Source organism: Cellulosimicrobium sp. SJTW-1 (assembly GCF_047716875.1).
GTDB classification, from domain to species: domain Bacteria; phylum Actinomycetota; class Actinomycetes; order Actinomycetales; family Cellulomonadaceae; genus Cellulosimicrobium; species Cellulosimicrobium funkei.
Map to the genome: position 1 here is coordinate 1,743,745 of NZ_CP136680.1, position 23,130 is coordinate 1,766,874.

At 75.1% G+C, this 23,130-nt stretch carries 18 protein-coding genes; 7 read left to right on the top strand and 11 right to left on the bottom strand.

Annotated features, from left to right (window positions below; translation table 11 throughout):
• Positions 1-4: 4 nt before the first annotated feature.
• Positions 5-844 (bottom strand): DNA-formamidopyrimidine glycosylase family protein, encoded by an 840-nt coding sequence (locus tag RSE42_RS07925; RefSeq protein ID WP_061267560.1) that lies wholly within the window; start codon positions 842-844, stop codon positions 5-7.
• A gap of 44 nt (positions 845-888) precedes the next feature.
• Positions 889-5,862 (bottom strand): DEAD/DEAH box helicase, encoded by a 4,974-nt coding sequence (locus tag RSE42_RS07930; RefSeq protein WP_415298503.1) that lies wholly within the window; start codon positions 5,860-5,862, stop codon positions 889-891.
• 192 nt (positions 5,863-6,054) lie between these two features.
• Between RSE42_RS07930 and RSE42_RS07935 the strand changes: the two genes are divergently transcribed.
• The 5 genes from RSE42_RS07935 to RSE42_RS07955 all read left to right on the top strand — a co-directional run bounded on the left by RSE42_RS07935 (position 6,055) and on the right by RSE42_RS07955 (position 11,319).
• A complete protein-coding gene (locus tag RSE42_RS07935) occupies positions 6,055-6,288 on the top strand; it encodes a DUF3046 domain-containing protein (RefSeq protein WP_085388098.1) in 234 nt (77 codons plus the stop codon).
• 117 nt (positions 6,289-6,405) lie between these two features.
• Complete coding sequence (locus RSE42_RS07940; RefSeq protein WP_415298505.1) at positions 6,406-8,592, top strand: alkaline phosphatase family protein; 2,187 nt, start codon at positions 6,406-6,408, stop codon at positions 8,590-8,592.
• Entirely contained in the window at positions 8,589-9,389 is an 801-nt protein-coding gene (locus tag RSE42_RS07945; RefSeq protein WP_415298507.1) for an MBL fold metallo-hydrolase, read from the top strand. The genes RSE42_RS07940 and RSE42_RS07945 overlap by 4 nt, the downstream gene beginning before the upstream one ends.
• 209 nt (positions 9,390-9,598) lie before the next feature.
• Positions 9,599-10,711 (top strand): recombinase RecA, encoded by a 1,113-nt coding sequence (recA, locus tag RSE42_RS07950; RefSeq protein WP_034655657.1) that lies wholly within the window; start codon positions 9,599-9,601, stop codon positions 10,709-10,711.
• Between the two features lie 116 nt (positions 10,712-10,827).
• Entirely contained in the window at positions 10,828-11,319 is a 492-nt protein-coding gene (locus RSE42_RS07955) for a regulatory protein RecX (protein WP_228485303.1), read from the top strand.
• Between the two features lie 88 nt (positions 11,320-11,407).
• Here RSE42_RS07955 and RSE42_RS07960 read toward each other — a convergent pair whose 3' ends face one another.
• The 4 genes from RSE42_RS07960 to RSE42_RS07975 all read right to left on the bottom strand — a co-directional run bounded on the left by RSE42_RS07960 (position 11,408) and on the right by RSE42_RS07975 (position 14,909).
• The gene (locus RSE42_RS07960) at positions 11,408-12,313 is read right to left on the bottom strand and encodes an amino acid ABC transporter permease (protein ID WP_021482421.1); all 906 of its coding nucleotides are present in this window, start codon (positions 12,311-12,313) and stop codon (positions 11,408-11,410) included.
• Positions 12,310-12,999, bottom strand: coding sequence for an amino acid ABC transporter permease (locus RSE42_RS07965; RefSeq protein WP_021482422.1), 690 nt, complete (start codon positions 12,997-12,999; stop codon positions 12,310-12,312). Before RSE42_RS07965 ends, RSE42_RS07960 begins: the two co-directional genes overlap by 4 nt.
• A 96-nt stretch (positions 13,000-13,095) precedes the next feature.
• Complete coding sequence (locus tag RSE42_RS07970) at positions 13,096-13,971, bottom strand: glutamate ABC transporter substrate-binding protein (RefSeq protein ID WP_021482423.1); 876 nt, start codon at positions 13,969-13,971, stop codon at positions 13,096-13,098.
• 119 nt (positions 13,972-14,090) lie between these two features.
• On the bottom strand, positions 14,091-14,909 hold the full coding sequence (locus RSE42_RS07975; protein WP_034655661.1) for an amino acid ABC transporter ATP-binding protein: 819 nt from the start codon (positions 14,907-14,909) through the stop codon (positions 14,091-14,093).
• A 102-nt stretch (positions 14,910-15,011) separates the two neighbouring features.
• Here RSE42_RS07975 and miaB point away from each other — a divergent pair, with 102 nt between their 5' ends.
• Entirely contained in the window at positions 15,012-16,679 is a 1,668-nt protein-coding gene (miaB, locus tag RSE42_RS07980; protein WP_415298510.1) for a tRNA (N6-isopentenyl adenosine(37)-C2)-methylthiotransferase MiaB, read from the top strand.
• Between the two features lie 50 nt (positions 16,680-16,729).
• Here the strand turns inward: miaB and RSE42_RS07985 are convergent, their stop codons facing one another.
• Positions 16,730-17,242 (bottom strand): YbjN domain-containing protein, encoded by a 513-nt coding sequence (locus RSE42_RS07985; RefSeq protein ID WP_021483660.1) that lies wholly within the window; start codon positions 17,240-17,242, stop codon positions 16,730-16,732.
• A complete protein-coding gene (locus RSE42_RS07990) occupies positions 17,239-17,838 on the bottom strand; it encodes a YbjN domain-containing protein (RefSeq protein ID WP_081599986.1) in 600 nt (199 codons plus the stop codon). Before RSE42_RS07990 ends, RSE42_RS07985 begins: the two co-directional genes overlap by 4 nt.
• 98 nt (positions 17,839-17,936) lie before the next feature.
• Here RSE42_RS07990 and RSE42_RS07995 point away from each other — a divergent pair, with 98 nt between their 5' ends.
• A complete protein-coding gene (locus RSE42_RS07995; RefSeq protein ID WP_415298512.1) occupies positions 17,937-18,656 on the top strand; it encodes a hypothetical protein in 720 nt (239 codons plus the stop codon).
• Here RSE42_RS07995 and RSE42_RS08000 read toward each other — a convergent pair.
• From RSE42_RS08000 to RSE42_RS08010, 3 genes are read right to left on the bottom strand one after another with little or no spacing between them, the layout of a single operon-like run.
• Positions 18,646-20,643, bottom strand: coding sequence for a hypothetical protein (locus RSE42_RS08000; protein WP_415298514.1), 1,998 nt, complete (start codon positions 20,641-20,643; stop codon positions 18,646-18,648). The genes RSE42_RS07995 and RSE42_RS08000 overlap by 11 nt on opposite strands.
• Positions 20,640-22,625 carry an HSP90 family protein gene (locus RSE42_RS08005; protein ID WP_415298516.1) on the bottom strand — a complete coding sequence of 662 codons (1,986 nt, stop codon included), beginning with the start codon at positions 22,623-22,625 and terminating at the stop codon, positions 20,640-20,642. Before RSE42_RS08005 ends, RSE42_RS08000 begins: the two co-directional genes overlap by 4 nt.
• Positions 22,622-23,119 (bottom strand): YbjN domain-containing protein, encoded by a 498-nt coding sequence (locus RSE42_RS08010; RefSeq protein ID WP_021483506.1) that lies wholly within the window; start codon positions 23,117-23,119, stop codon positions 22,622-22,624. The genes RSE42_RS08005 and RSE42_RS08010 overlap by 4 nt, the downstream gene beginning before the upstream one ends.
• Between the last annotated feature and the right edge of the window lie 11 nt (positions 23,120-23,130).

Consider the following 23,130-nt stretch of genomic DNA (forward strand, 5'->3'; position numbering starts at 1 on the left):
GCCGTCATCCTGCTGCGGGCGGTGCCTGGCAGGTCGGACACCAGAAGATCGGACGGTCGTACGGGGGCTCGTTCGCCGTACCTTCCGCGACAGGCGTGCCGCACACGTGGCACGCCTTTCGTGTGCGCCCGTGCACGTGCCGCACGACGCCGGCGCGCGGGTCGAACCCGTGCCGCACCGTGCGCTGCATGAGCGTGCGTGCCGTGAGCAGGAGGCCCTCGAGGTCCTCGACGTCGCGGACGGGCGTCCACGGGTAGACGTGCTCGGCGAAGAGCGACTCGGCCGTGTAGATCGTGCCGATGCCGGCGACGAGGTGCTGGTCGAGCAGGGCCTCCGCGACGGGCACACCCGTTGCGGCCCGCTCCGGCCGGTACCGGGGGCCGCTCCCGCCCGCCGCGTCGTCGGCCCGCATCCGCGCGGCCGCCTCGGGCAGCCCGGTCTCCGGGAAGTCGTCGCCGAGCACGTCGGGACCGAGCGGACCGACGATCACGCGCTCGTCCGCGGTGCGCAGCACGTGCAGCATCCCGATCCGGTTCCCGACCGCCGTCCACCACTCGTTCGCGAGGACGACGCGCACGTTCGGCTCCGCCCCTCGAGCGTCGTGCGTGCCCGTCCGGGCGAGCCGCCACGACCCCTCCATGCGCAGGTGCGTGTGCAGGGACCGGCCGTCGTCGAACCGCGTGAACAGGTGCTTCCCGTAGGCCTGGTTCCCGACGACCGTCCGCCCGACCAGGTCGATCTCCGCGGCGCTCGGCCACCGCAGGTCCGAGCGGACCAGCACCCGGTCCTTGAGCGCCTCGTCGAGGCGGGCCGACACGAGACGCAGGATGTCACCCTCGGGCACGCGACCGCCCCCCGTGGCCGGGGGCGCGCGACGACCGCCGCACGTCAGGCCGCCCGCAGGCCGCGCGGCGTCGCGCGGAAGCCGGCGTCGAGCAGCGCGCGCACCGCGTCGTCCGCCGGGGTCCGTGCCGTGCCGGCACCCGCCAGGGCCTCGACGCCGTCGACGCGCTGCACCACGATCTTCCCGAGCGTGCCCGCCCGCACCGCGCGGACCAGCGCCGCGCTCGCCTCGGCGAGCCGCGGGCCGTCCACGAAGGACAGCACGGACCGCCCGCCGCGCTCGACGTAGAGCGCGAGGTCGCCGTCGCTCAGCACGACGACGGCGCCCGCCTTGCGGCCCGGGCGGTGACCGCGCGAGCCCTCCCCGGTCGTGCCGTCCGTGCCGGGCGCGCCGGGCGCGCCGGGTCCGGTCGTCGGGCGGGTGGGCCACGGCAGCGCCGCGCCGTAGGGGTTCGCCGGGTCCGTCGCGGCGAGCAGCACGGCGCCGGGACGCGGACCGCCGCGCGACGTCCGCGCGTCGGGGAGCGGGGCGAACGGGTCGGTCGCGGCCGCCGCGGCGTCGGCCTCGAGCGCGCGCTCACGGTCCTGCGCGTCGGTCCGGAGCTGGTCGACCGCGCCGGGGAGCGCGAACTGCGAGCCGCCGAGGTGCTCGACGAAGTACCCGCGCCGCGCGGCGCCCGTGGCCTCCAGCTCGCTCAGCACGCGGTACACCGCGCGGAAGGACCCGGCGACGCCCTCGGCGGGCGCGACGGCGCGCGTGAGCACGCCGTGGCGGTCGAGCAGGACGCGGGCGAGCGCGTGCGCCCGGCGGGTGGGGTCGGGCTCGCGCGGGGGCAGCGCCGACCACCGCCCGGCGCCGCCGCGCAGGGCCGTCTCGGGCGACGTCGGCGGCCGCAGGCCCGCGAACCGGCCGCGTGCGAGCGGCCGGGCCCGCGCCGGGGCGCGCGGCGCGCGGTGGGTCCCCCCGGCGGCGCCGAGCCGTGCGCGCAGGGACCCGAGGCCGTCGTTCGTCACGTGGCCCGACCACACGAGGTCCCACAGCGCCTCGAGCGTCGGGACGGTCTCCGCGCCGGCGCGCTGGGCCAGCCGCGGGAGGAAGTACCCGCCCGAGCCCTCCAGCAGGTCGAGCAGCGTGGCATGGAGGCCGGTCTCGGGCGCCGGGCCCGGGTCGGGCAGCGTGAGCGGCGCCCACTCCGCGAGGTGGAGGCTGACGAGACCGTCGCCGCCGCCGGAACCGGGCAGCGGGGCGTGCCCGCACCACACGACCTCGCCGGTCGTCGTCAGCTCGTCGAGCATCGTCGGGGTGTAGTCGCTGACGCGCGCCGGGAGCACGAGGGTCTCGAGCGCCGAGGCGGGGACGGCCGCGCCGGAGAGCTGCTCGACGACGCGCAGCAGCCCGTCGACGCCGCGCAGCGCGCCGAGCCCCTGCCAGCGCGGGAGGAAGACGCCCAGCGTCTCGGCGGGGACGGGCTCCACCTCGGCGCGCAGCGCGGCGAGCGAGCGCCGGCGCAGGACGCGCAGCACCTCGGCGTCGCACCAGTCGTCGCCCGTGCCGCCGATCGCCTCCGGCCGCAGCCGCCCGCGCACGACGAGCCGGGCCGCCTCGAGCCGCTCGAGCGTCTGCACGACGACGGCGACGCCAAGCCCGAGGCGTGCGGCGAGGTCGGCGGCGGTGAACGGGCCGTGCGTGCGGGCGTGGCGGCGCACGAGGTCGCCGAGCGGGTCGGGGACGGGCTCGGTGAACACCTCGGGGATGCCGACGGGCAGCGCGACGCCGAGCGCGTCGCGCAGGCGGCCGGCGTCCTCCACGACCGCCCACTGCTGCGCGCGCTCGGGCGCGACCCCCGCGAGCCGCACGGGCATGATGCGGCGCGCGGCCTCGAGCTCGCGCAGCCAGGCCGCGACGTCGGCGCGCACGTCCTCGCGGGTCCGCGCCGCGACCTCGGCCTCGGTGAGCGGGCCCAGCCGGCGCAGGACGTCCCACACGTCCTCGGCGTGGCGCGCCTGCCGCTCGGGCGCGAGCGCGCCGAGCTCGGCCTCGGTCCGCTCGATCTGGGCGGGGTCGAGCAGGTCGGCGAGCTGGGCCGCGACGCCGTCGCCGCCCAGCAGCTCGGCGAGGAGGGTGGGGTCCAGCGACAGCGCGGCGGCGCGGCGCTCCGCGAGCGGGGCGTCGCCGTCGTAGAGGAACTGCGCCGTGTACCCGAAGAGGAGGGACTGCGCGAAGGGCGACGGCGTCGGGGTCGTCACCTCGACGAGGCGCACGCGCCCGGCGGCGAGGTCGCGCATGAGGTCGGTGAGCGCCGCGACGTCGAAGTCGTCCTGCAGGCACTCGCGCGCCGCCTCGAGGACGATCGGGAACTCCGGGTACTCCGACGCCACCGACAGGAGCTGCGCCGAGCGCTGCCGCTGCTGCCACAGCGGCTGGCGCCGGTCCGGACGACGCCGGGGCAGCAGGAGCGCGCGGGCGGCGGCCTCGCGGAACCGCGACGCGAACATCACCGACCCGCCGAGCTCGTCGCGCACCGCGTCGAGCACGTCGTCCGGGTCGAGGAGCAGGTCCTCGACGCCGACGACGGGCGCGTCCCCGCCGAGGCCGCCCGAGCCGTCGGTCGCTCCCTCGAGCCACGAGTCCCCGGTGTCCGGGAGCCGCAGGACGATGCCGTCGTCGGCGTGCATCGCGGCGGCGTCGACCCCGTAGCGCTCGCGCAGGCGCGCGGCGAGCACGAGCGCCCACGGCGCGTGCACCTTCGCGCCGTACGGCGAGTGCACGACGACGCGCCAGTCGCCGAGCTCGTCGCGGAAGCGCTCGACGACGACCGTGCGGTCGTCGGGGACGCGTCCGGTCGCGTCGCGCTGCTCGCGCAGGTAGGCCAGCAGGTTGTCGCTCGCCCACGCGTCGAGGCCTGCCGTGCGGAGCCGGTCGGCCGCCGCGTCGGGGTCGGTGGCGGCGAGCGCGTCCGTCTCGCGCACCCACGCGCCGAGCGCACGGCCGAGCTCGGCGGGTCGGCCGGGGGAGTCACCCTTCCAGAACGGCAGCCGCCCGGGGATGCCCGGCGCGGGCGTGACGAGCACGCGGTCGGGCGTGATGTCCTCGATGCGCCACGTGCTCGAACCGAGCGTGAACGTGTCGCCGACGCGCGACTCGTAGACCATCTCCTCGTCGAGCTCGCCGACGCGCTTGCCGCCGCGCGGGGCGCGGCCGCCCGCGATGTCCGGGTCGCCCGCGACGGTCCCGGTGCCGGCGTCCGTCGCGAGGAACACGCCGTACATCCCGCGGTCGGGGATCGTGCCGCCGCTCGTCGCGGCGAGCCGCAGCGCGCCCGGCCGCCCGGTCAGCCGGCCCGACGCGCGGTCCCACACGATCCGCGCGCGCAGCTCGCCGAAGTCCTCGCTCGGGTAGCGGCCTGCGAGCATGTCGAGGACGGCGTGCAGCGACGCGTCGCCGAGGTGCGCGTAGGGCTCGCTGCGCCGCACGAGCGTCGCGAGCTCCGCGACCGTCCACTCGTCGACCGCGACCATCGCGACGACCTGCTGGGCGAGGACGTCGAGCGGGTTGGCGAGCACGTGGAGCTCCTCGATACCTCCGGAGCGCATGCGCTCGGCGACGACCGCCGACGGCACGAGGTCGCCCCGGTGCGTGGGGAACACCACGCCGTGCGACACGGCCCCCACCTGGTGGCCCGCGCGCCCGATCCGCTGCAGGCCCGACGCGACCGAGGGCGGCGCCCCGACCTGGACCACGAGGTCCACCGCGCCCATGTCGATGCCGAGCTCGAGGCTCGACGTCGCGACCACCGCGGGCAGCCGGCCGTCCTTGAGTTCGGTCTCCGTGCGCGTGCGCTCGGCCCGGCTCATCGACCCGTGGTGCGCGCGGGCGATGACGGGCTCGACGCCCGAGCTCGCGCCCGACTGCGCCTGCACCTGCGCCGCGGTGACCGTGCCCGGGTCGAGCACGTCCTCGCCCTGGCGCTCGGCCCACAGCTCGTTCATGCGCGCCGTGAGGCGCTCCGCCCCGCGGCGCGAGTTCGTGAAGACCAGCGTGGAGCGGTGGTCGGTGACGAGGTCGACGACCCGCTCCTCGACGTGCGGCCAGACCGACGGGCGCGGTGGCCGGACGTCGGGCGCGCCCGTCGGGCGCGACGTCGCAGGGCCCGTGAGGTCGCGCTCGCCGGGGGGCAGAGGTGGCAGGCCGCCGTCCGACCGCGACCCGGCGTCCGGCACGAGTGCCGCCGTCCCGAGGTCCGAGAGGTCCGGGACGGGCACGACGACGTCGACCTCGATGCGCTTGCTCGACGGTGGCTGCACGACGACGACCTCGCGCCCGCCCTCGGCCTCGGGCCGGTGCCCGCCGAGGAAGGTCGCGACCGCCTCGACGGGGCGGACCGTGGCCGAGAGCCCGACGCGCTGCGCCGGGGGCCGCTCGTGCGCCTCGAGCAGCGCGTCCAGGCGCTCGAGCGACACGGCCAGGTGAGCGCCCCGCTTGGTGCCCGCCACCGCGTGGATCTCGTCGACGATCACCGTCTCGACGCCCACGAGCCCCGCGCGCGCCTGCGACGTCAGCACGAGGAACAGCGACTCGGGCGTCGTGATGAGGATGTCGGGCGGGTGGGTCGCGAGCCGGCGGCGCTCGCTCGTGGGGGTGTCCCCGGTGCGGGTGCCGACGACGACGTCCGGCACGTCGAGCCCGAGCCGCACCGCGGCCTGGCGGATGCCCGCGAGCGGCGAGCGCAGGTTCCGCTCGACGTCCGCGGCGAGCGCCTTGAGCGGGGAGACGTAGAGGACGCGACAGCGCGCCTCGCGAGCCGGGGCCTCGTCCGGGGGCGCGGCGAGGATCCGGTCGAGCGACCAGAGGAACGCGGCGAGCGTCTTGCCCGAGCCCGTCGGGGCGACCACGAGGGCGTGCCGGTCGCTCGACACGGCCTCCCACGCACCGGCCTGGGCGGCGGTCGGCGCGTCGAACGCGCCCGAGAACCACGCGCGCGTGGGCGCGGCGAAGCGGGCGAGCGGGTCCGAGGTCACGCGCCCATTCTGGGGCTGCCCACCCACACGCGCCCGCCGCAGCGTGCCGGCGCCCCGGCGGCCTGCCCGTGCGCCCTCGGCGCGACCTGGTGCGACCCCGGGCGACTTCGGTGCGACCTTGGGCGACGCGGTGCGGCCCCGCGCGTCCCGGCGCGCGACCGGGCGGCCGCGGATCCGTGCAAGGCTTGGTCCGTGCGCTACCGCGAGTTCTCCGAGCTGGTCGACGAGGTGTTCGGTGCGGCCCTGGGCCGCGCCTACGTGCGCGAGCAGGTGCTGTCCGTGCTCGACGACCGGACCGCCGCCCAGGCGCTCGAGGACGGGGTCGAGCCGCGCGTCGTCTGGCACGCGCTGTGCGACGCGCTCGACGTGCCCGACGCGCGGCGCTGGGGGAACGACGACCACCGCCAGGCGCCGCCGCGCCGCTGACCGGCCCCGACCTGCCCGGCCCCCACCTGCCCGGCCCCGACCTGACCGGCCCCGACCTGCCCGCAACCCGGGGACGCCCGAGGGGCGCACCCCGCCGTGCCCCGCGATGATGGCGGCATGAGCGTTCCCGCCCGCGGCCGCCTCGCCACGCTGCGCCTCACCGCCGCCGACGTGCGCGGCGCGGCCTGGTCGCTCGTCTCGACGGCGGCCGGGCTGGGGCTCGCGATCTGGGTCGTCCCCGGGGTCGAGGTGACCAACCCCTGGTCGCTCGTCCTCGCGGCGCTCGCGGTGGCGGTGGGCGACGCGCTGCTGCGCCCGGTGCTGCGCGGGGTCGCGCGCCGGTCCGGCGTCGTCGGCGCGCTCGTGTCGGGCGTGGTCGCCCAGGTCGCGGTCGCGTGGGCGGCGCTCACCTACCTCCCGGGGTTCCGCAGCGGGACGTGGACCGCCGTCCTCGCCGTCCTCGTCATCGCGGCCGTGCTCATGGCGCTCGGGCGCTGGGTCGTCGGGGCGAGCGACAACGAGTACGTGATCGGGGACCTGCTCCGGCGCGCGCGACGCCAGGCGGGCGTGCCCCGGGGAGCCGCCGCGGGCGCCGCCGCGGAGCGCCCGGCGGGCCTGCTCGTCGTCCTGCTCGACGGCGTCGCGCGCCCCACGCTCGACTACGCCCTCCAGGCCGGCCTGGCCCCGACGCTCGCGCGGTGGCTCGGCGACGGCAGCCACCACCTCACGACGTGGTGGGCCCGCGTGCCCGCGACGACGCCGGCCTCGACCGTCGGGCTCCTGCACGGGTCGACCGAGCACGTCCCCGCCTTTCGGTGGTGGTCGCGCGCGCTGGGGAGGCTCGTCGTGACGAACCGGCCCGCGGACGCGGCGGCGGTCGAGGCGCGCACGAGCGACGGCGCGGGTCTGCTAGTGGGGGGCGGCGTGGCCGTCTCGACGATGTTCTCCGGGGACGCGGCGACGAGCCTGCTCGTCATGAGCCGGGCGCGCGAGGGCCTGGGGCCCGGGCAGATGTTCGTGCACTTCTTCGCGAGCCCGTTCGTCCTCGTGCGCGCCGTGGTCGTCGCGCTCGGCGAGCTGCTCAAGGAGCTCTACCAGGGCTGGCAGCAGGCCGTGCGCGGCGTCGAGCCGCGCGTCTCGCGCCTCGGCTGGTACCCGGTGCTGCGCGCCGTGACGAACGTCGTGCTCCGCGACCTCAACACGACGCTCGTCGCGGAGCAGCTCGTGCGCGGGGCGCCCGTCGTGTGCGTCGACCTCGTGGACTACGACGAGATCGCGCACCACGCCGGGCCGCTGCGGCCGGAGTCGCTGCGCGCGCTCGAGGGCCTGGACCGCGTCGTCGGGCTCTGGGAGCAGGTCGCAGCCGTCGCGCCTCGGCGCTACGACGTCGTCGTGCTCTCGGACCACGGGCAGTCGCTCGGCCCGACGTTCGAGCAGGTCGCCGGGCGGTCCTTCCTCGACGAGGTGCGACGCCTCATGGCGCTCGACCCGCCCGGTGACGGGGCTCGTGCGGACGACGACGGCCGCGCCCGGGACGGCACCGGGTCCGCCCGGGGCGAGGGGCGGCGTCGGGCGACGGCCCCGGACAGCGAGGCGTGGGGCCCTGCCAACACGGCCCTCAACGCGCTGCGTCCCGGGCAGCCGGACGCGCAGGCGGGCCGCATGCTCGTGGGCCCGGACCGCTCCGAGCGCCGCGCCGACGCCGCACCCGCCCTGCCCGAGCTGCCCGAGGTCGCGGTCGTCGGGTCGGGCAACCTCGGGATGGTGTGGTTCCCGCGCGAGCCGCGGCGCCTCACGGGTGACGAGGTCCGCGCCCGGTGGCCCGCGCTGCTCCCGGGTCTCGTCGCGAACCCCGCGGTCGGCGTCGTCGTCGAGCGCGGTCCGCACGGGGAGGTCCGGGCGCACGGCCGGGGCGGCTCGCGCGACCTGCTGACGGGCGAGGTCGTGGGCGCCGACCCGCTCGCGTCGTTCGGGTCGCGCGCGGCGGCGGACCTCGTGCGCGTCGCCGGGCTGGAGGACGCCGGGGACCTCGTGCTCGTGTCCAGCGTCGACGAGGTCGGGATGGTGCACGCGTTCGAGGGCCTGGTCGGGTCGCACGGCGGCCTCGGCGGGGCGCAGAACCAGGCGGTGCTGGTGCACCCCGCGCACCTCGCGGTGCCCGACGACGAGCTCGAGGACGTCGACGGCACGCCGATGCTCGTCGGGGCGGAGGCGGTGCACCGCCGGCTCGTCGCGTGGCTCACCGACCTGGGGGTACGGCCGCCGGTGGCCGAGGACGCGCCGGGCCGGGGGAGCGGCGCGTGAGCGTCACCGTGACGTGGCTCGGCCACTCGAGCGCGGTCCTCGACCTCGCCGCGACCCCCGGCGGGCCGACGGCGCGGCTCGTGACCGACCCGCTCCTGCACCGGCACGCGGGGATGCTCCGCCGGCGCGGAGAGCAGCCGGCCCCGGTGTGGCGGGGCGGCGACGCCGTCCTGCTGTCCCACCTCCACCACGACCACGCCGAGCTGCGGTCGCTGCGGCTCCTCGGCGACGTGCCGGTCCTCACGGCACCCGCCAACGCGCGGTGGCTGCGCGGCAAGGGGCTGCGCGGCGTCGGGCTGGGCGACGAGTGGCACGCGGTGGGCCCGCCGGGGGCCGGGGTCGAGACGCGGCTCGTCACCGCGGTGCACGGGCACCGGCCGATGCCGCACCGGCCCAACGCCGCGAACGGTCACCTCGTGCGGACCACCGGTCCCGACGATCTGCGCGTGTGGGTGGCGGGCGACACCGAGCACCACCCCGGCATGGCGCACCTCCCGGCGCTCGCGGGCGGCCCGGTGGACGTGGCCCTCGTGCCGGTCGGCGGGTGGGGGCCGCGGCTCTCGGGCGGGCACCTGGGCCCGGTGCAGGCCGCGCGGGTGTGCGCCGAGGTCGGGGTGCGGGTCGCGGTGCCGGTGCACTGGGGGACGCTGCACGCGCCGGGCGGCCAGCACCTGCCGCGCGGCTGGATGGACCACGCGGGCGCGGCGTTCGAGGTGGCCGCGCAGCGCGAGGCGCCCGGGACGCGGGTCGTCGTGCTGCGGCCCGGGGAGTCGTGGTCCGCGGACGACGACGGGTGAGCCCGCGAGTCGCGGACACGCCGGGGCGGGTTCCGTGATCGAACACGTGTTCGGCTAGAGTTGTGCACAGGGCGCGCTCCGGCGGGCCCGGGACGCCGGTCCGGCACGACGGTCCCCAGGTCTGGGGCTCGTCGGCACCGCGTGTCGGTGGCTGCCCGTAACGTCGGGCCACAACGAACAGATGGACGTCGAACCGAAGGTGGACTGACATGCCCGCACCCGCAGACCGCGAGAAGGCGCTCGAGGCAGCCCTCGCCCAGATCGACCGGAGTTTCGGCAAGGGCTCCGTCATGCGCCTCGGCGAGGAGGGCCGTGCCCCCGTCGAGGTCATCCCCACGGGCTCCATCGCGCTGGACATCGCGCTCGGCATCGGCGGTCTGCCCCGCGGGCGCGTCATCGAGGTGTACGGCCCGGAGTCCTCCGGAAAGACGACCGTGGCGCTGCACGCCGTGGCCAGCGCCCAGCGCGCCGGCGGCATCGCGGCGTTCATCGACGCCGAGCACGCCCTCGACCCGGAGTACGCCAAGAAGCTCGGCGTCGACACCGACGCCCTGCTCGTCTCCCAGCCGGACACGGGGGAGCAGGCGCTCGAGATCACGGACATGCTGATCCGCTCGGGCGCGCTCGACATCATCGTCATCGACTCCGTCGCGGCCCTCGTGCCGAAGGCGGAGATCGAGGGCGAGATGGGCGACAGCCACGTCGGTCTCCAGGCCCGCCTCATGTCGCAGGCGCTGCGCAAGATCACCGGTGCGCTCAGCGCGTCCGGCACGACCGCGATCTTCATCAACCAGCTCCGCGAGAAGATCGGCGTGTTCTTCGGCTCTCCCGAGACGACGACCGGTGGCAAGGCGCTGAAGTTCTACGCCTCGGTCCGTCTCGACATCCGCCGCATCGAGACCCTCAAGGAGGGCACCGACGCGGTCGGCAACCGGACCCGCGTGAAGGTCGTCAAGAACAAGATGGCGCCGCCGTTCAAGCAGGCCGAGTTCGACATCCTCTACGGGGTCGGCATCTCTCGCGAGGGTGGTCTCATCGACATGGGCGTGGAGCACGGGTTCGTGCGCAAGTCCGGGTCGTGGTTCACCTACGGCGGCGACCAGCTCGGGCAGGGCAAGGAGAACGCGCGCTCGTTCCTGCGCGACAACCCCGACCTCGCGAACGAGCTCGAGAAGAAGATCAAGGAGAAGCTCGGCGTCGGGGCCAAGGTCGACGCACCGGCCGACCCGGCCGCCGGCGTGACCGTCGCGGCCGACGCCGCCGTGGCCGCTCCGGCTAAGGCGACCGCCGCGGCCGGCAAGGGGAAGAAGTCGCCGTTCTGATCGGCGAGCAGGACGGGGTCGAGGGCGCTGAGCCCGTCGACCCGTCCGCGGAGGATGACGGGCGCCGCACCGGCCGCAAGGCCGGGCGGCGCCCGCGCCCGTCGCTGCACGAGCTCGTGGAGCGCGGCGAGATCAGCGACGCCGACCTCGCCGAGCGCGCCCGCGAGACCGTCCTGCGCATCCTCACCGCGGCACCGAAGAGCCGCGCGGAGCTCACGCAGTCGCTCGCGCGCAAGGGATACCCCGAGCACGTCGTGCTGCCCATCCTCGACCGCTTCGAGGAGGTCGGGCTCGTCGACGACGCGCAGTACGCGGAGATGATCGTCCGCACGCGGCACGCCGAGCGCGGGCTGTCCCGCCGCGCGATCTCGACCGAGCTGCGCCGGCGGGGGATCGACGGCGAGGTCGGTGCGGCCGCGCTCGAGCAGGTGGACGACGACTCCGAGGCGGACGCCGCCCTGGCCCTCGCGCGAGCACGTCTCGCCAGGACCCGCGGTCTCGACCGCGACGTGCGCGTGCGTCGGACGGTCGGCGCGCTCGCCCGCAAGGGGTACAGCCCCGGGCTGGCCTTCGAGATCGTGCAGCGCGAGCTCGACGCGGAGGAGTGACGCTCGACCGGCCAGGACGAGCACGGGCGGCCCACCCCACGGCAGAGCGGCCCGTCGCCCGCCCGAGCACGGGCGGGCGACGGGTGCGTCAGCGCACGGTGGAGGTGGCCGGGGCGTCCTCCGTGGGGCCGCCCGCGACCGCCGTCGGGTTGCCGATGCCCGGTCCCGCAGCCGTGGCGCCCGCGGTGCGCCCGCTGAGGAAGCGTGAGAGCCACTGGGCCAGGGCGGTCAGGGCGTAGTTGATGACGATGAAGATGACCGCGGCGACCGTGAGGGTCTGCAGGGTGTTGCCGAAGGCCGTGCCGAGGATCTGCGCGGCCCGCAGCAGCTCGGGGTACGTGATGATCTGCCCGAGCGCGGTGTCCTTGAGCACGACGACGAGCTGCGACACGAGCGCGGGCAGCATCGCGATGAGCGCCTGCGGGAGCTGGATCGACCGCAGGGTCTGCCCGCGCGTCAGGCCGATCGCCACGCCGGCCTCTCCCTGGCCCTTCGGCAGGTTGCCGACGCCGGACCGGACGAGCTCGGCGATCACCGAGCCGTTGTAGAGCACGAGGGAGATCACGACCGCGAGGAACGGGGCGTCCGGGACCTTCTGCAGCCCCAGCAGGAGCCAGAAGAAGATCATCATGAGGAGCACCGGCACGGCGCGGAAGAACTCGACGACGACACCGCACGCCCAGCGCAGCGCGCGCACGTGCGAGAGCCGGCCGGAGCCGAAGACCAGCCCGAAGATCACGGCACCGACGATCGCGAAACCGGCGGCGCGCAGCGTGTTCTGGAGGCCCGGCAGGAAGAAGTTCTCCCACGCGTTGGCGGTGAAGACGGGACCCCACTGCTCCCACGAGAGCTGGCCCTTGCGTCCGAGCTCCAGCAGCACGAGCACGGCGATCCCGATCACGATCACGGCGCCGATCACGTTGCCGACGGCGATCGCGCGCCGGGCCCGGGGCCCGGGGGCGTCGAAGAGGACGGACTGACGCGGGGCGCTCATCGGCGGACCGCCAATCGGGTCGAGAGCGAGGTGGTGAGCAGGCCGATCGGGATGACGAGGATCACGTAGCCGATCGCGAAGGTGAGGAAGATCGCGTAGATGTAGTTCGAGTTGAACTCGATCATCGTGCGCATGAGGCTCGACGTCTCCGTCGTGACGCTCGCGGCGGCCGCGACGGTGGAGTTCTTCAGCAGCGCGATGAGGGTGTTGCCGAGGGGGGCGATGGCGCCGCGGAACGCCTGCGGGAGGATGACGAGGCGCGCGGCGGGAGCGAAGGAGAGGCCGATCGCCCGCGCCGCCTCGGCCTGGCCGATCGGCACCGTGTTGACGCCCGAGCGGATCGCCTCGCACACGAAGGCGGCGTGGTAGACGGTCAGGCCGATGACCGCGAACCGGAAGAAGTTCGTCGGGAAGTCGGGGGACAGGCTGATCTGCAGCTGGGTCCACACCGCGAGGACCATGAACGTCATGATGATCGTCAGCGGCGTGTTGCGCAGGAGGTTCACGTAGGTCGAGCCGGCCCACCGCAGGCTCGAGACGGGGGAGATCCGCATGAGCGCGAGCGCCGTGCCGAGGATCAGGGAGAAGATCGCAGCCCAGAACGTCAGCTGGATGTTCACCCAGAACGCGCCGAGCACGTCGTAGGTGCTGAGGAGCTCGGTGAACTGGGAGAGGTAGTCACCCACGGTTGGTCATCCTCCGGGAGGGCGTGGTCGTGGACCGACCGGACGAGGCCGGGGAGCGGAGCGCGGCACGCCGCGCTCCGCTCCCCGGCAGAGAGGTCAGGCGCAGGGGTCGACCGTCGGCGGGTTCTCGCTCGCGTTCGGCGTGTACCCGGTGCCCTCGGTGTTCTTGCTGACGAACTCCTCCCAGGAACCGTCCTCGATCATCTTCTCGATCGCGGCGTTGACGTCCTCGCAGACGTCGTTGTCCTGGGGCAGGCCGACGCCGTAGCGCTCGGTCGAGAACGGCGCCCCGACCACCTTCACCTTGCCCTGGTTCTGCGGCTGCGCCGCGAGGCCCGCGAGGATGATGTCGTCGGTCGTGACGGCGTCGACCTGGCCGGCCGTGAGCGCGGTCACGCACTCGGCGTACCCGGGGCGCTCGAGGAGCTGCACGCCCGCGGCGTACTCGTCCTTGATGCGCTGCGCCGACGTCGAGCCCGTGACGGAGCAGAGGTTCTTGCCCTCGAGCGACTCCGGGCCGGTGATGTCGGTGTTGTCCTCGGCGACGAGCAGGTCCTGCCCGGCGACGAAGTACGGCCCGGCGAACGCGACGGTCTCCTTGCGCGTGTCCGTGATGGAGTACGTCGCGAAGATCATGTCGACCTGCCCGGTCTGCAGCATCGTCTCGCGCTGCGCGGACGGCGCCTCGACCCACTCGATCTGGTCCTCGGAGAAGCCGAGCTCGCCCGCCACGTAGGTGGCGACGTCGACGTCGAACCCCGTGTACGACGACCCGTCCTGGAACCCCAGGCCGGGCTGGTCGAACTTGATGCCGATCTTGACCGTCTCGCCGCCGCCGTCGCCGCTGCCTCCGGCGGACTGCTCGGGGTCCGTGGTCGTGCTGTCGTCGCCGACGTCGCCGCTGCTGCACGCTGCGAGCGTGAGCGCGGTGAGAGCGGCCAGCACGGCAGCACCTGCGTGTCGTGTGCGCATCGTTCCTACCCTTCGTGAGTGGTGGTCGTCCGACGACGGTGTGCCTCGTCGGTCGGCCGGGTGTGGGGGGCCTGGCGGCCCGGTCCGTGGTGGTCGGTGCGTGGTGAGGGCGGGGGACCTCAGTGCGTGAGGATCTTGGAGAGGAAGTCCTTGGCACGCTCGCTCTTCGGCGCGGTGAAGAACTCCTCGGGGTGCGCCTCCTCGACGATCTGGCCGTCCGCCATGAAGACCACGCGGTTCGCGGCCTTCCGGGCGAAGCCCATCTCGTGGGTGACGACGATCATGGTCATGCCCTCCTTGGCGAGCGAGACCATGACGTCCAGGACCTCGTTGATCATCTCGGGGTCGAGCGCCGACGTGGGCTCGTCGAACAGCATGACCTTGGGCTTCATCGCGAGGGCCCGGGCGATGGCGACGCGCTGCTGCTGGCCGCCCGAGAGCTGGGCCGGCATCTTCTGCGCCTGGTTCTTCACGCCGACCCGGTCGAGGAGGGCGAGGGCGCGCTCCTTCGCGTCCTTGCTCCGCTCGCGCCGCACCTTGACGGGCCCGAGCGTCACGTTGTCGAGGATCGTCTTGTGCGCGAAGAGGTTGAAGGACTGGAAGACCATGCCGACGTCGGAGCGCAGCCGCGCGAGCGCCTTGCCCTCCTGGGGGAGCGGTTCGCCGTCGACGAGGATCTCGCCCGAGTCGATCGTCTCGAGCCGGTTGATCGCCCGGCACAGGGTCGACTTGCCCGAGCCGGAGGGCCCGATGACGACGAGCACCTCGCCGCGCCGGACCGTGAGGTTGATGTCGCGCAGCACGTGGAGCTCGCCGAAGTGCTTGTTCACGTCGCGCAGCTCGACGAGCGGCTCACCGAGGACCTGCTCGGCGGGGAGGGGCTGAGCGTCCTGAGCGCTGCGCTGCGCGTCGGACGGCGAAGGGGTTTCGTCGGCCATTCCTGGACACTATGTCCCTTCTGTTGCACGGTGCCACCTCACCCGGCAACAACCGGGCAACAGTTCAGTAACACGGCACCCGGAGCCGTACCCTGGACGGTGATGTCCACGATCGCCCCCGCCCCCGTCCCGGCCGCCCCCGCACCGCACGCCACCGCCGCTGCGCCGGCCGACGGCGCGCACCCCCGCACCTACGTCGTGCGCACCCTCGGGTGCCAGATGAACGTCCACGACTCCGAGCACATGGCGGGGATGCTCGAGCAGGCGGGCTACACGCGTGCGAGCGCGCAGGACGAGGCCGCGAACCGCGCCGACGTCGTCGTCATCAACACGTGCGCCGTGCGCGAGAACGCCGCGACGCGCCTGTACGGCAACCTCGGCCAGCTCGCCTCGGTGAAGGCCGCGCGACCCGGCATGCAGATCGCCGTCGGCGGCTGCCTCGCGCAGAAGGACCGCGGCACCATCGTCGAGAAGGCCCCCTGGGTCGACGTCGTGTTCGGCACCCACAACCTCGACGCCCTGCCCGTCCTGCTCGAGCGTGCGCGCCACAACGAGGCGGCGCAGGTCGAGATCGCCGAGTCTCTGCAGGTGTTCCCCTCGACGCTGCCGACGAAGCGCGAGTCGGTCTACGCGGGGTGGGTGTCCATCAGCGTCGGCTGCAACAACACGTGCACGTTCTGCATCGTGCCGCACCTGCGCGGCAAGGAGCGCGACCGCCGTCCGGGCGAGGTCCTCGCCGAGGTGGGCGCGCTCGTCGAGGCCGGTGCCATCGAGGTGACGCTGCTCGGTCAGAACGTCAACAGCTACGGCGTCGAGTTCGGCGACCGGGGCGCGTTCGCCAAGCTCCTGCGCGCGTGCGGGACGATCGACGGGCTCGAGCGCGTGCGGTTCACGTCGCCGCACCCGGCCGCGTTCACCGACGACGTCATCGCGGCCATGGCCGAGACGCCGAACGTCATGCCCCAGCTCCACATGCCGCTCCAGTCGGGCTCCGACCGCGTGCTGCGTGCGATGCGCCGCTCCTACCGCTCCGAGCGGTTCCTCGGGATCCTCGACCGCGTCCGGGCCGTCATGCCCGACGCCGCGATCACCACCGACATCATCGTGGGCTTCCCGGGCGAGACCGAGGAGGACTTCGCGGAGACGATGCGGGTCGTCGAGGCGTCGCGGTTCTCCTCCGCGTTCATCTTCCAGTACTCGCCGCGCCCCGGGACGCCCGCCGCGACGATGGACGGCCAGCTCCCCAAGGAGGTCGTCCAGGAGCGCTTCGAGCGACTCCAGGCGCTCCAGGAGCGCATCGCCGGCGAGGAGTCCGCACGCCAGGTGGGCCGGACGATCGATGTCCTCGTCGGCGAGGGCGCAGGGCGCAAGGACGGCGCGACGCACCGCGTGACGGGCCGCGCCCCCGACAACCGCCTCGTGCACCTCGCGCTCCCCGCGGCCGTCGTGGCCGGGGCGCCCGACGACGCCCCCTCCGACGGGACCGGCACGCCCGGGTCCGTCGACCCGCGCCTCGCGGACGACCTCGACGTCCGCCTGCCGCGTCCCGGCGACGTCGTCACCGTCGAGGTCACCCGCTCGGCGCCGCACCACCTCATCGCGGACTCGGCGCTCGCGGGCGGCACGTTCGCCGTGCGCCGGACCCGCTCGGGTGACGCGTGGGCGAAGCGCGAGCGCGCCCGCCTGGGCGGTGGCGACGACGACCACGGCCACGGCGGCGGCGCGCCGTCGGGCCCGGTCGTTCTGGGGCTCCCCACGCTCCGCGCCTGAACGGCGGGGTCCAGGACCCGACGGCGGGCGCGCACGACGGCGCCAGGACGTCAGTCGTCCAGGGTCCCCGGCGGGAGCTGGGCGCCGATGGCGTGGAAGAGCTGCACGGCCGTGCCGAGCCCGCACGAGACGGTCTGGGCGAGCTGGTCGTCGGTCGCGCCGTGCTCGAGGTCGACGGAGACCTCGGCGTAGAGCGCGAGCCGTCCGCCCTCCTCGCGCACGTAGACCTTGGGCCAGATGCGCTCGCGGTTCCAGTCGTTGACGGTCTGGAGCGTGACGAGGCGCGACTCGACGGGGAGCGTCGTCGACCAGCGGCCGCGGACCTGCAGGATCTCCGACCGGTCGCCGAGCAGCAGGAACCAGAAGCGGTGCCCGTCCCAGGTGCCCGTGATGTCGCCGTCGTCGTCGACGCGGAAGTGGTAGCCGCGGCGCGTCAGGTGGTCGCCGATGCGCGCCATCGACAGCGCGCGCGGCAGCTCCTCCTCGCGCGGGAGCGAGTCCGGCGCCTTGGGCCGGCGGTTGCCGAACAGGCGCGTGAACCAGTTGGTGCGGGCCTGCGTCATGGCGCCTGCCTCGCGGGGTCGGGGTAGAACTCGTCGAGCGCGTCGAAGAACATCGATCCCGTGCTCAGGCCGCACTGGAGGAGCTGGTCGAGCTGGTCGTCCGTCACGCCGTGCTCGAGGTCGACCGTGACCTCGGTGAAGACCTGGATCATCCCGTTGTCGCGGACGCGCGTGTAGGTCTTGGGCCAGATCCGGTCGGCGTTCCACTCGTTGCAGAACTCGAGGATCTCCTCGAGGCGCTCGAGCGCGAGGTCGCGGTTCCACTGGCCGCGCACCTGGAGGATCTCGTCGTCGTTGCCGAAGAGCAGGAAGTAGAACAGGCGGCCGTGCCACAGCCCGCCGACGTCGCCGTCGGAGTCGACGAAGTAGCTGTACCCGCTGTCGGTGATCCACTCGACGACCCGCGAGAGCGTGAGCGGTGTGGGAGGCCGCAGGACGTCGGTCGCGACCTGACCCAGCTCGCGTGCCAGCAGGTCCTCGACCTGCGACTGCAGGTCGTCCGCCGGCCGGGCCGCGCCGGACCGGCCCCCGTCCTGCGCTCCGCCGGGATTCCCGTCCCGCCGGTCGTCGTCGTCCCGCGCCCCGAAGAACCTCACCTCCCTACCGTACTCGCGCGCGCCCGCGGACGCCGCATCGCGGGCCGTCCGGGGAGGCGCGGCGAGGGTGGTGGAGCGGGCACCACTACGGTGGGACGGTGACCGTCCGCGCCGTCGTGCTCCCCGGAACCGCCCTGCTCGTCCCGGGAGCGGCCGGTGCCGCCTCGGTCCTCGGGCCGGTGCGCGACGCCGCGCTCGCGGCGCTAGCCGACCTCGTGTCGGGCCCGCCCGGTGAGGCGGGTGCGTCGGCCGTGGTCGTGGTCGCCCCGGGGGCCGCGCGCGCCCGCGGCGCCGCCCGGGCCTCGCTCGCCGCGGCGGGCGTCGCCGACCGGTGGATCGACCCCGCATGGGCCGCCGCCACGCGACCGTTCGACCGGCCGGTCGCCGGGACGGCCGCCTCGGTGGCGCTCCTCGCGCTCGCCGGTGCGGGCTGGACCGGTCCCGTCGACGTCGTCGAGCTCGGTGGCGCGACGACGCGGACGGCAGCAGGAATGAGCGCGGAAACAAGCTTGGGGACGAGCTCGGGGACGAGCTCGGGGACGAGCTCGGAGGCGGGTGCGGCGACGGAGACCGTCCTGGACGCAGCCCGAGAGCTCGGTGCGGAGCTCGCCCGGGAGGGGGCGCGGCTCGTCGTCGTGCACGACCCGCGTGCACCCCTGCCGCAGGCCGTGCTCGACGGGTTCGTCGCTGCGGCGGGCGCCGAGGCCGCGCCGGTCGCGACGGCCGACGAGCCGGACCCCGCCGTGGCGGTCCGGCGGTACGAGGTCCGCGCCCCCGCAGCCGCCGCCCGCCCGGCGGGGCCCGTCGTCAGCCGCTGAGGCCCGTCCCGACGGCGGCCGCCTCGTCGTCGCGCCCGAGCCGGCGCAGCGCCGCGACCATCTCGTTGCCCACCATCGCGCGCGACTCCGCGTCGTGGACGATCGCGAAGCCCTCCATGGCCGACTCGAGCAGCTCCACCGCGTCCGTGTCCTTCCCCGCCGCGCAGCGCGAGCGCCCGGCGAGCCAGAAGGCGTGCGCCGCGTCGCGGACGTCCCCGGCGCGGGCGAACTCCTCGGCGACGGACTCCGCGAGCGTCGCCGCCGCGTCGAGCTCGCCCGCGGTGGCGAGCAGACGGGCGCGCGTGTCGTCGAGGTCGCGGCGCTCGCGAGCGTCGGCCGCCGCGTCCCGCTCGACGAGCTCGGCGGCCCGCGGCGCCGGTGCGACGTCGGTGCCCTCGCCCGCTGCGGCCAGGTCGTCGAGCGTGCGCTCGACCTGGGCCAGGGCGGCGGTCACGTCGCCCCGCCCGGCCTCGAGCCGCGCGTAGGCGCGCACGACCTGCCCGACGAACCGGGGCGCGACGCCACCGGCCCGCAGGAGCGCGAGCGCGTGCAGGAACGCGGGCGCGGCGCCCTCGTCGTCGCCCTCGAGCGCGGCGAGCTGCGCCGCCTCGGCGAGCGCGAAGCCGGCGCGGTCGAGGTGGCCGGAGCTCTCCAGGTGCGACGACGCGCGACGCAGGAGGCGTGCCGCCCGGACCGGGTCGTCACCCGCGACGTCGTCGGCGAGCGCGAGCAGGCCGTCTGCGTCGGTGGGCTCGTCGGTGCCCTCCGCCGGGGCTCCGCCGGTGACCGCGGACTCCTCCGGCGCGAGCCCGGCGGGGAGGTCCGACGGACCGCTCGTCGCGCCCTCGGCCACGGCGACGGGCCGTGGCGACGCAGGCGGGGCGTCCAGGGAGAGCACCGCCAGGTCGACGGGGAGTGTGCGCGCGTCCCGCTCCCACGCCGCGCGCAGCCGTTCGGACGCCGCCGTCGTGCCGTTGCGCGCGTCGAAGGACTGCGCGAGGGCGGCCGCCTCGCCGCGCACCCACGCGTCGAGCTCGGCGAGCGTCGTGGCGGGCACGTCGCGCAGCGCGAGCGCGGTGTCGCCGTGGTCGGCCCGCAGGACGCCCGTCGCGACGCTCACGCTCGTGAGGAAGCCGAGCCGGTCGCCCGGCGAGTCCGCCTCCGTGAGGAACGCCTGGTGCTCCACGAGCAGGCGCAGCGCGCGCGACGCGTTGCCCGTCCGGGCGAGGAACTCCACGTGACGACCCTTCGGGCCCGTCATCGTCACCCCGGTGTCGAGGTGGCGCAGCCCGCGGCGGTGCGTCCGAGCCGCCGCCTCGGCGTCGCCGACCTCCACGTACGCGAGCTGGAGGTGGGACAGCATGTCGCCGGGCTCGGTGGCGCACGACGGCGATCCCTGGAGCACGCCCTCGAGCAGGCGGATGCCCTCGTCGTGCCGGCCCGTCTCGAAGAGGTACGCCGCGCGGTCGCCCGGCTCGCACGCCTCGCACTGCGAGTAGTCGTCGCGCGGGGTCGCGACCCACGCGCGGTACGCGTCCTCGACGTCCGCGCCGCCACGTTCGCGCGCCCACTCGAAGCGCTCCAGGGCGACCGCGTTCGTGCCGTTGCCCGCGAGCGCGTACCGGCGCGCCATGTCGTCGAGCGTGCGCTCGATCTGCGCGGCGGGGACGTCGGGGAACTCCATGAGGTGCCCGACCATCCACTTGAACGACCAGAACAGCGAGTGCGTGTCCTCGGCGTCGAAGTGCTCGGGGTGCTCGTCCCACCAGCGCAGCATCTTGGTGAACGGCAGGTACGCCTTGGTCACCTCGCCGCCCCACACGTACGACTCGACGAGGACGAACTGCGCGTAGGCGCGCGCGGCGTCGGGGCCCTCGGCCTCGACGCGCTCGAGCTCGGCCGCGGCGGCCGTGGAGCGCGCGAGGCCGTAGGGCATGCGGCGGACGTCGTACAGGGCGGCGTTCACCTGGTCCACGGACCGGGTCATCGGTTCTCCTCGTCGGCAGGGGGGTCGGGTTCCGTGGCGGGGTCCTGCCCGGCCGCGAGGGCGCGGGCGAGCAGGAGCGACAGGGAGTCGTTCATGAGAGTCGCCTCGACGGGCTGGAGCGCCTTGCCGGACGCGAGCACCGCCGTGACGTAGAGGGAGCGGGCACCCGCGGCGCGCACCTGCGCGTCGGGGCTCGCGAGCAGGTCGCGCACCGTGGCGTTGGCGTCGTTGAGGACCAGGCGGCGGGGGCGGGCCGGGGCGCTGAGGCCCGCGAGGATCTCGCCCCAGAGGTCGTCCGTCTCCGCGACGCGTGCGGCCTCGCGCGCGTGGTCGCCCTCGCGGTCGTGCAGGAGCATGGCCGGGAGGGCGTCCGGCTCGTACCGGCGCAGCACGACGTCGCAGTCCTGCTCGGCGAGCGCGGCGTCGAGCGACGCGAGCGCGTCGGCGACCTCGAGCTCGCGCAGCGGCTCGACCTCCGTGAGGACGTGCGCGACGTCTGCGGCCGAGACGGGCGACAGCCGCCACTGCGGGAACCGCGCCGCGACGCGCTCGAGCAGGTCGGCGTCGTAGACGTAGCCCCCGTTGACGACCGCGAGCCCCTGCGCCGCCGCGACGGGCGCGATGCGCCGGAACTCCTCGACGCTCGCCGTGTACAGCAGGCGCCCGTCGGGGTGGTCCGTCGCGAGGTCCGCCAGGGTCGTGGACCCGGCCGTCGTCTCGAAGGGCAGCACGCGCGCGGCGACGTCGAGCATCTCGTCGTCGGTGAGCGCGAGCGCGCGCACGGCGAGGTGGTGGGTCTCGAGGAAGCGCCGCGCGAGGACCGAGTCCGTCGCGAGCGTCTCCAGCAGCCACCGGCGCACCTGCGCCCCGAGCGCGTCGCGGGTCGCGAGCAGCACCTCGTCCTCGTACAGCCCCTCGCGCGACGCCGTCGGGCGCAGCACGGACGCGTCGAGGACGCACCGCACGAAGAACGCCCACGGGGGCAGCAGGTCGTCGACCGCGCTGCCCAGGAGCATCCGCTTGAGGTAGACCCGGTGCCGCGACGTCGTGGTCGGCGCGACTGCGGCCGGGAGCACGTACGCGACGCCCGTCAGGCCGGCGAGCGGCAGGTCGAGGTCGATCCGTGCGAGCGGGGTGAAGCCGAGCGTGCGCTCGGCGTAGCCGGCGAGCGCGGCGTCGCGGGCCGCGGGCGTCGGGTGCGCAGCGCGCCACGGCAGGTCCTCCCCGCTGAGCCGGCGCACCGCGACCGGAGAGTCGGCGCCCGCACCACCGTCACGGTCCTCGCCGGGGCCGCCGTCGAGACGCGTCTCGACGAGCAGCTCGACCGGCAGGAGCGAGCCGAAGTCCTGGGCGAGCGCGACCACGGACTCCGGGGCCAGCCAGTGCTCGGTGTCCCGCCGCGGGTGCAGCCGGACGACGCTCCCGGGCTCGACGGGCGCCGCCGGGTCGTCCGGCGCGAGCTCGACGAGCTCGTACCGGCCGTCGGCGCGGCCGCGCCAGCGCACGGGGACGGGCGCGTCGCCCGCCGTCGTGCGGCGTGCGGAGCGCGAGACGAGCTCGATCTCGTCGGCGACCATGAACGCGGACAGGAGCCCGATGCCGAACTGACCGAGGAACTCCTCGCGACCCGTCCCGAGCTCGACGTCGCGCTTGGAGCTGCGCCCGATGGTCGCGAGCAGCTCCTGCGCCTCGTCCCGCGTGAGGCCGACACCCGAGTCGTGCACCTCCAGGCCGCCGTCGGGCAGCGGACGGAGCAGGATCCGCGCCGGCGCCTGCGGTCCCTCGAGCCCGGCGCGCGCGGTGATCGCGTCGACGCCGTTCTGCAGCAGCTCACGCAGGTAGACGCGCGGGCTCGAGTACAGGTGCCGGGCCAGGAGGTCGACGACGCCCCGCAGGTCGACCTGGAAGGCCGTCGTCGCCTCCTCGCCCGGGGCGCCGTCCGGAGCGGTGCGGCCCGCGGTGGTCTCGTGCGTGCCGGTCACCGCGCGTCGACGTCGGCGCCGCCCTCGGCCACGGTCTGCGCGGCCGTGTCGGGGAAGCGGGCGTCGAGCGCGTCGAAGAACTGCAGTCCCGTGAACAGGCCGCACTCGATGAGCTGGCCGAGCTGGTCGTCCGCGACGCCGAACTCCAGGTCCGTCGCGACCTCGGTGTAGACCGCGAGCTGGTCGTCCTCGACGCGCGCGTAGACCTTCGGCCAGATCTTGTCGCGGTTGAACTCGTTGGCGACGAGCGCGACCTGCGCCTCGGCCGACGCCGGGAGCGTCCGGTTCCACCGGCCGCGGACCTGCAGGATCTCCTGCTTCTCACCCATGAGGAAGAAGAAGAACACCTTGCCGTCCCAGTTGCCGCCCAGGTCCCCGTCCGAGTCGACGAAGTACCGCCACTCGCGGCTCGTGAGGAACGCCTCGACGCGCTCGCGCGTCAGCGGCGCGTTCTGGCTCGTCGGTGCGGCGTCCGGCTTGGTGAAGAAACCCATGTTCTCGAGTC

Excerpts from the sequence above, each read along its gene's own strand:
- RSE42_RS07940 (WP_415298505.1), top strand. The coding sequence starts at position 6,406 with ATGAGCGTTCCCGCCCGCGGCCGCCTCGCCACGCTGCGCCTCACCGCC.
- recA (WP_034655657.1), top strand. The coding sequence starts at position 9,599 with ATGCCCGCACCCGCAGACCGCGAGAAGGCGCTCGAGGCAGCCCTCGCC.
- RSE42_RS07960 (WP_021482421.1), bottom strand. The coding sequence starts at position 12,313 with ATGAGCGCCCCGCGTCAGTCCGTCCTCTTCGACGCCCCCGGGCCCCGG.
- RSE42_RS07970 (WP_021482423.1), bottom strand. The coding sequence starts at position 13,971 with ATGCGCACACGACACGCAGGTGCTGCCGTGCTGGCCGCTCTCACCGCG.
- RSE42_RS07975 (WP_034655661.1), bottom strand. The coding sequence starts at position 14,909 with ATGGCCGACGAAACCCCTTCGCCGTCCGACGCGCAGCGCAGCGCTCAG.
- miaB (WP_415298510.1), top strand. The coding sequence starts at position 15,012 with ATGTCCACGATCGCCCCCGCCCCCGTCCCGGCCGCCCCCGCACCGCAC.
- RSE42_RS07985 (WP_021483660.1), bottom strand. The coding sequence starts at position 17,242 with ATGACGCAGGCCCGCACCAACTGGTTCACGCGCCTGTTCGGCAACCGC.
- RSE42_RS08000 (WP_415298514.1), bottom strand. The coding sequence starts at position 20,643 with ATGACCCGGTCCGTGGACCAGGTGAACGCCGCCCTGTACGACGTCCGC.
- RSE42_RS08010 (WP_021483506.1), bottom strand. The coding sequence starts at position 23,119 with ATGGGTTTCTTCACCAAGCCGGACGCCGCACCGACGAGCCAGAACGCG.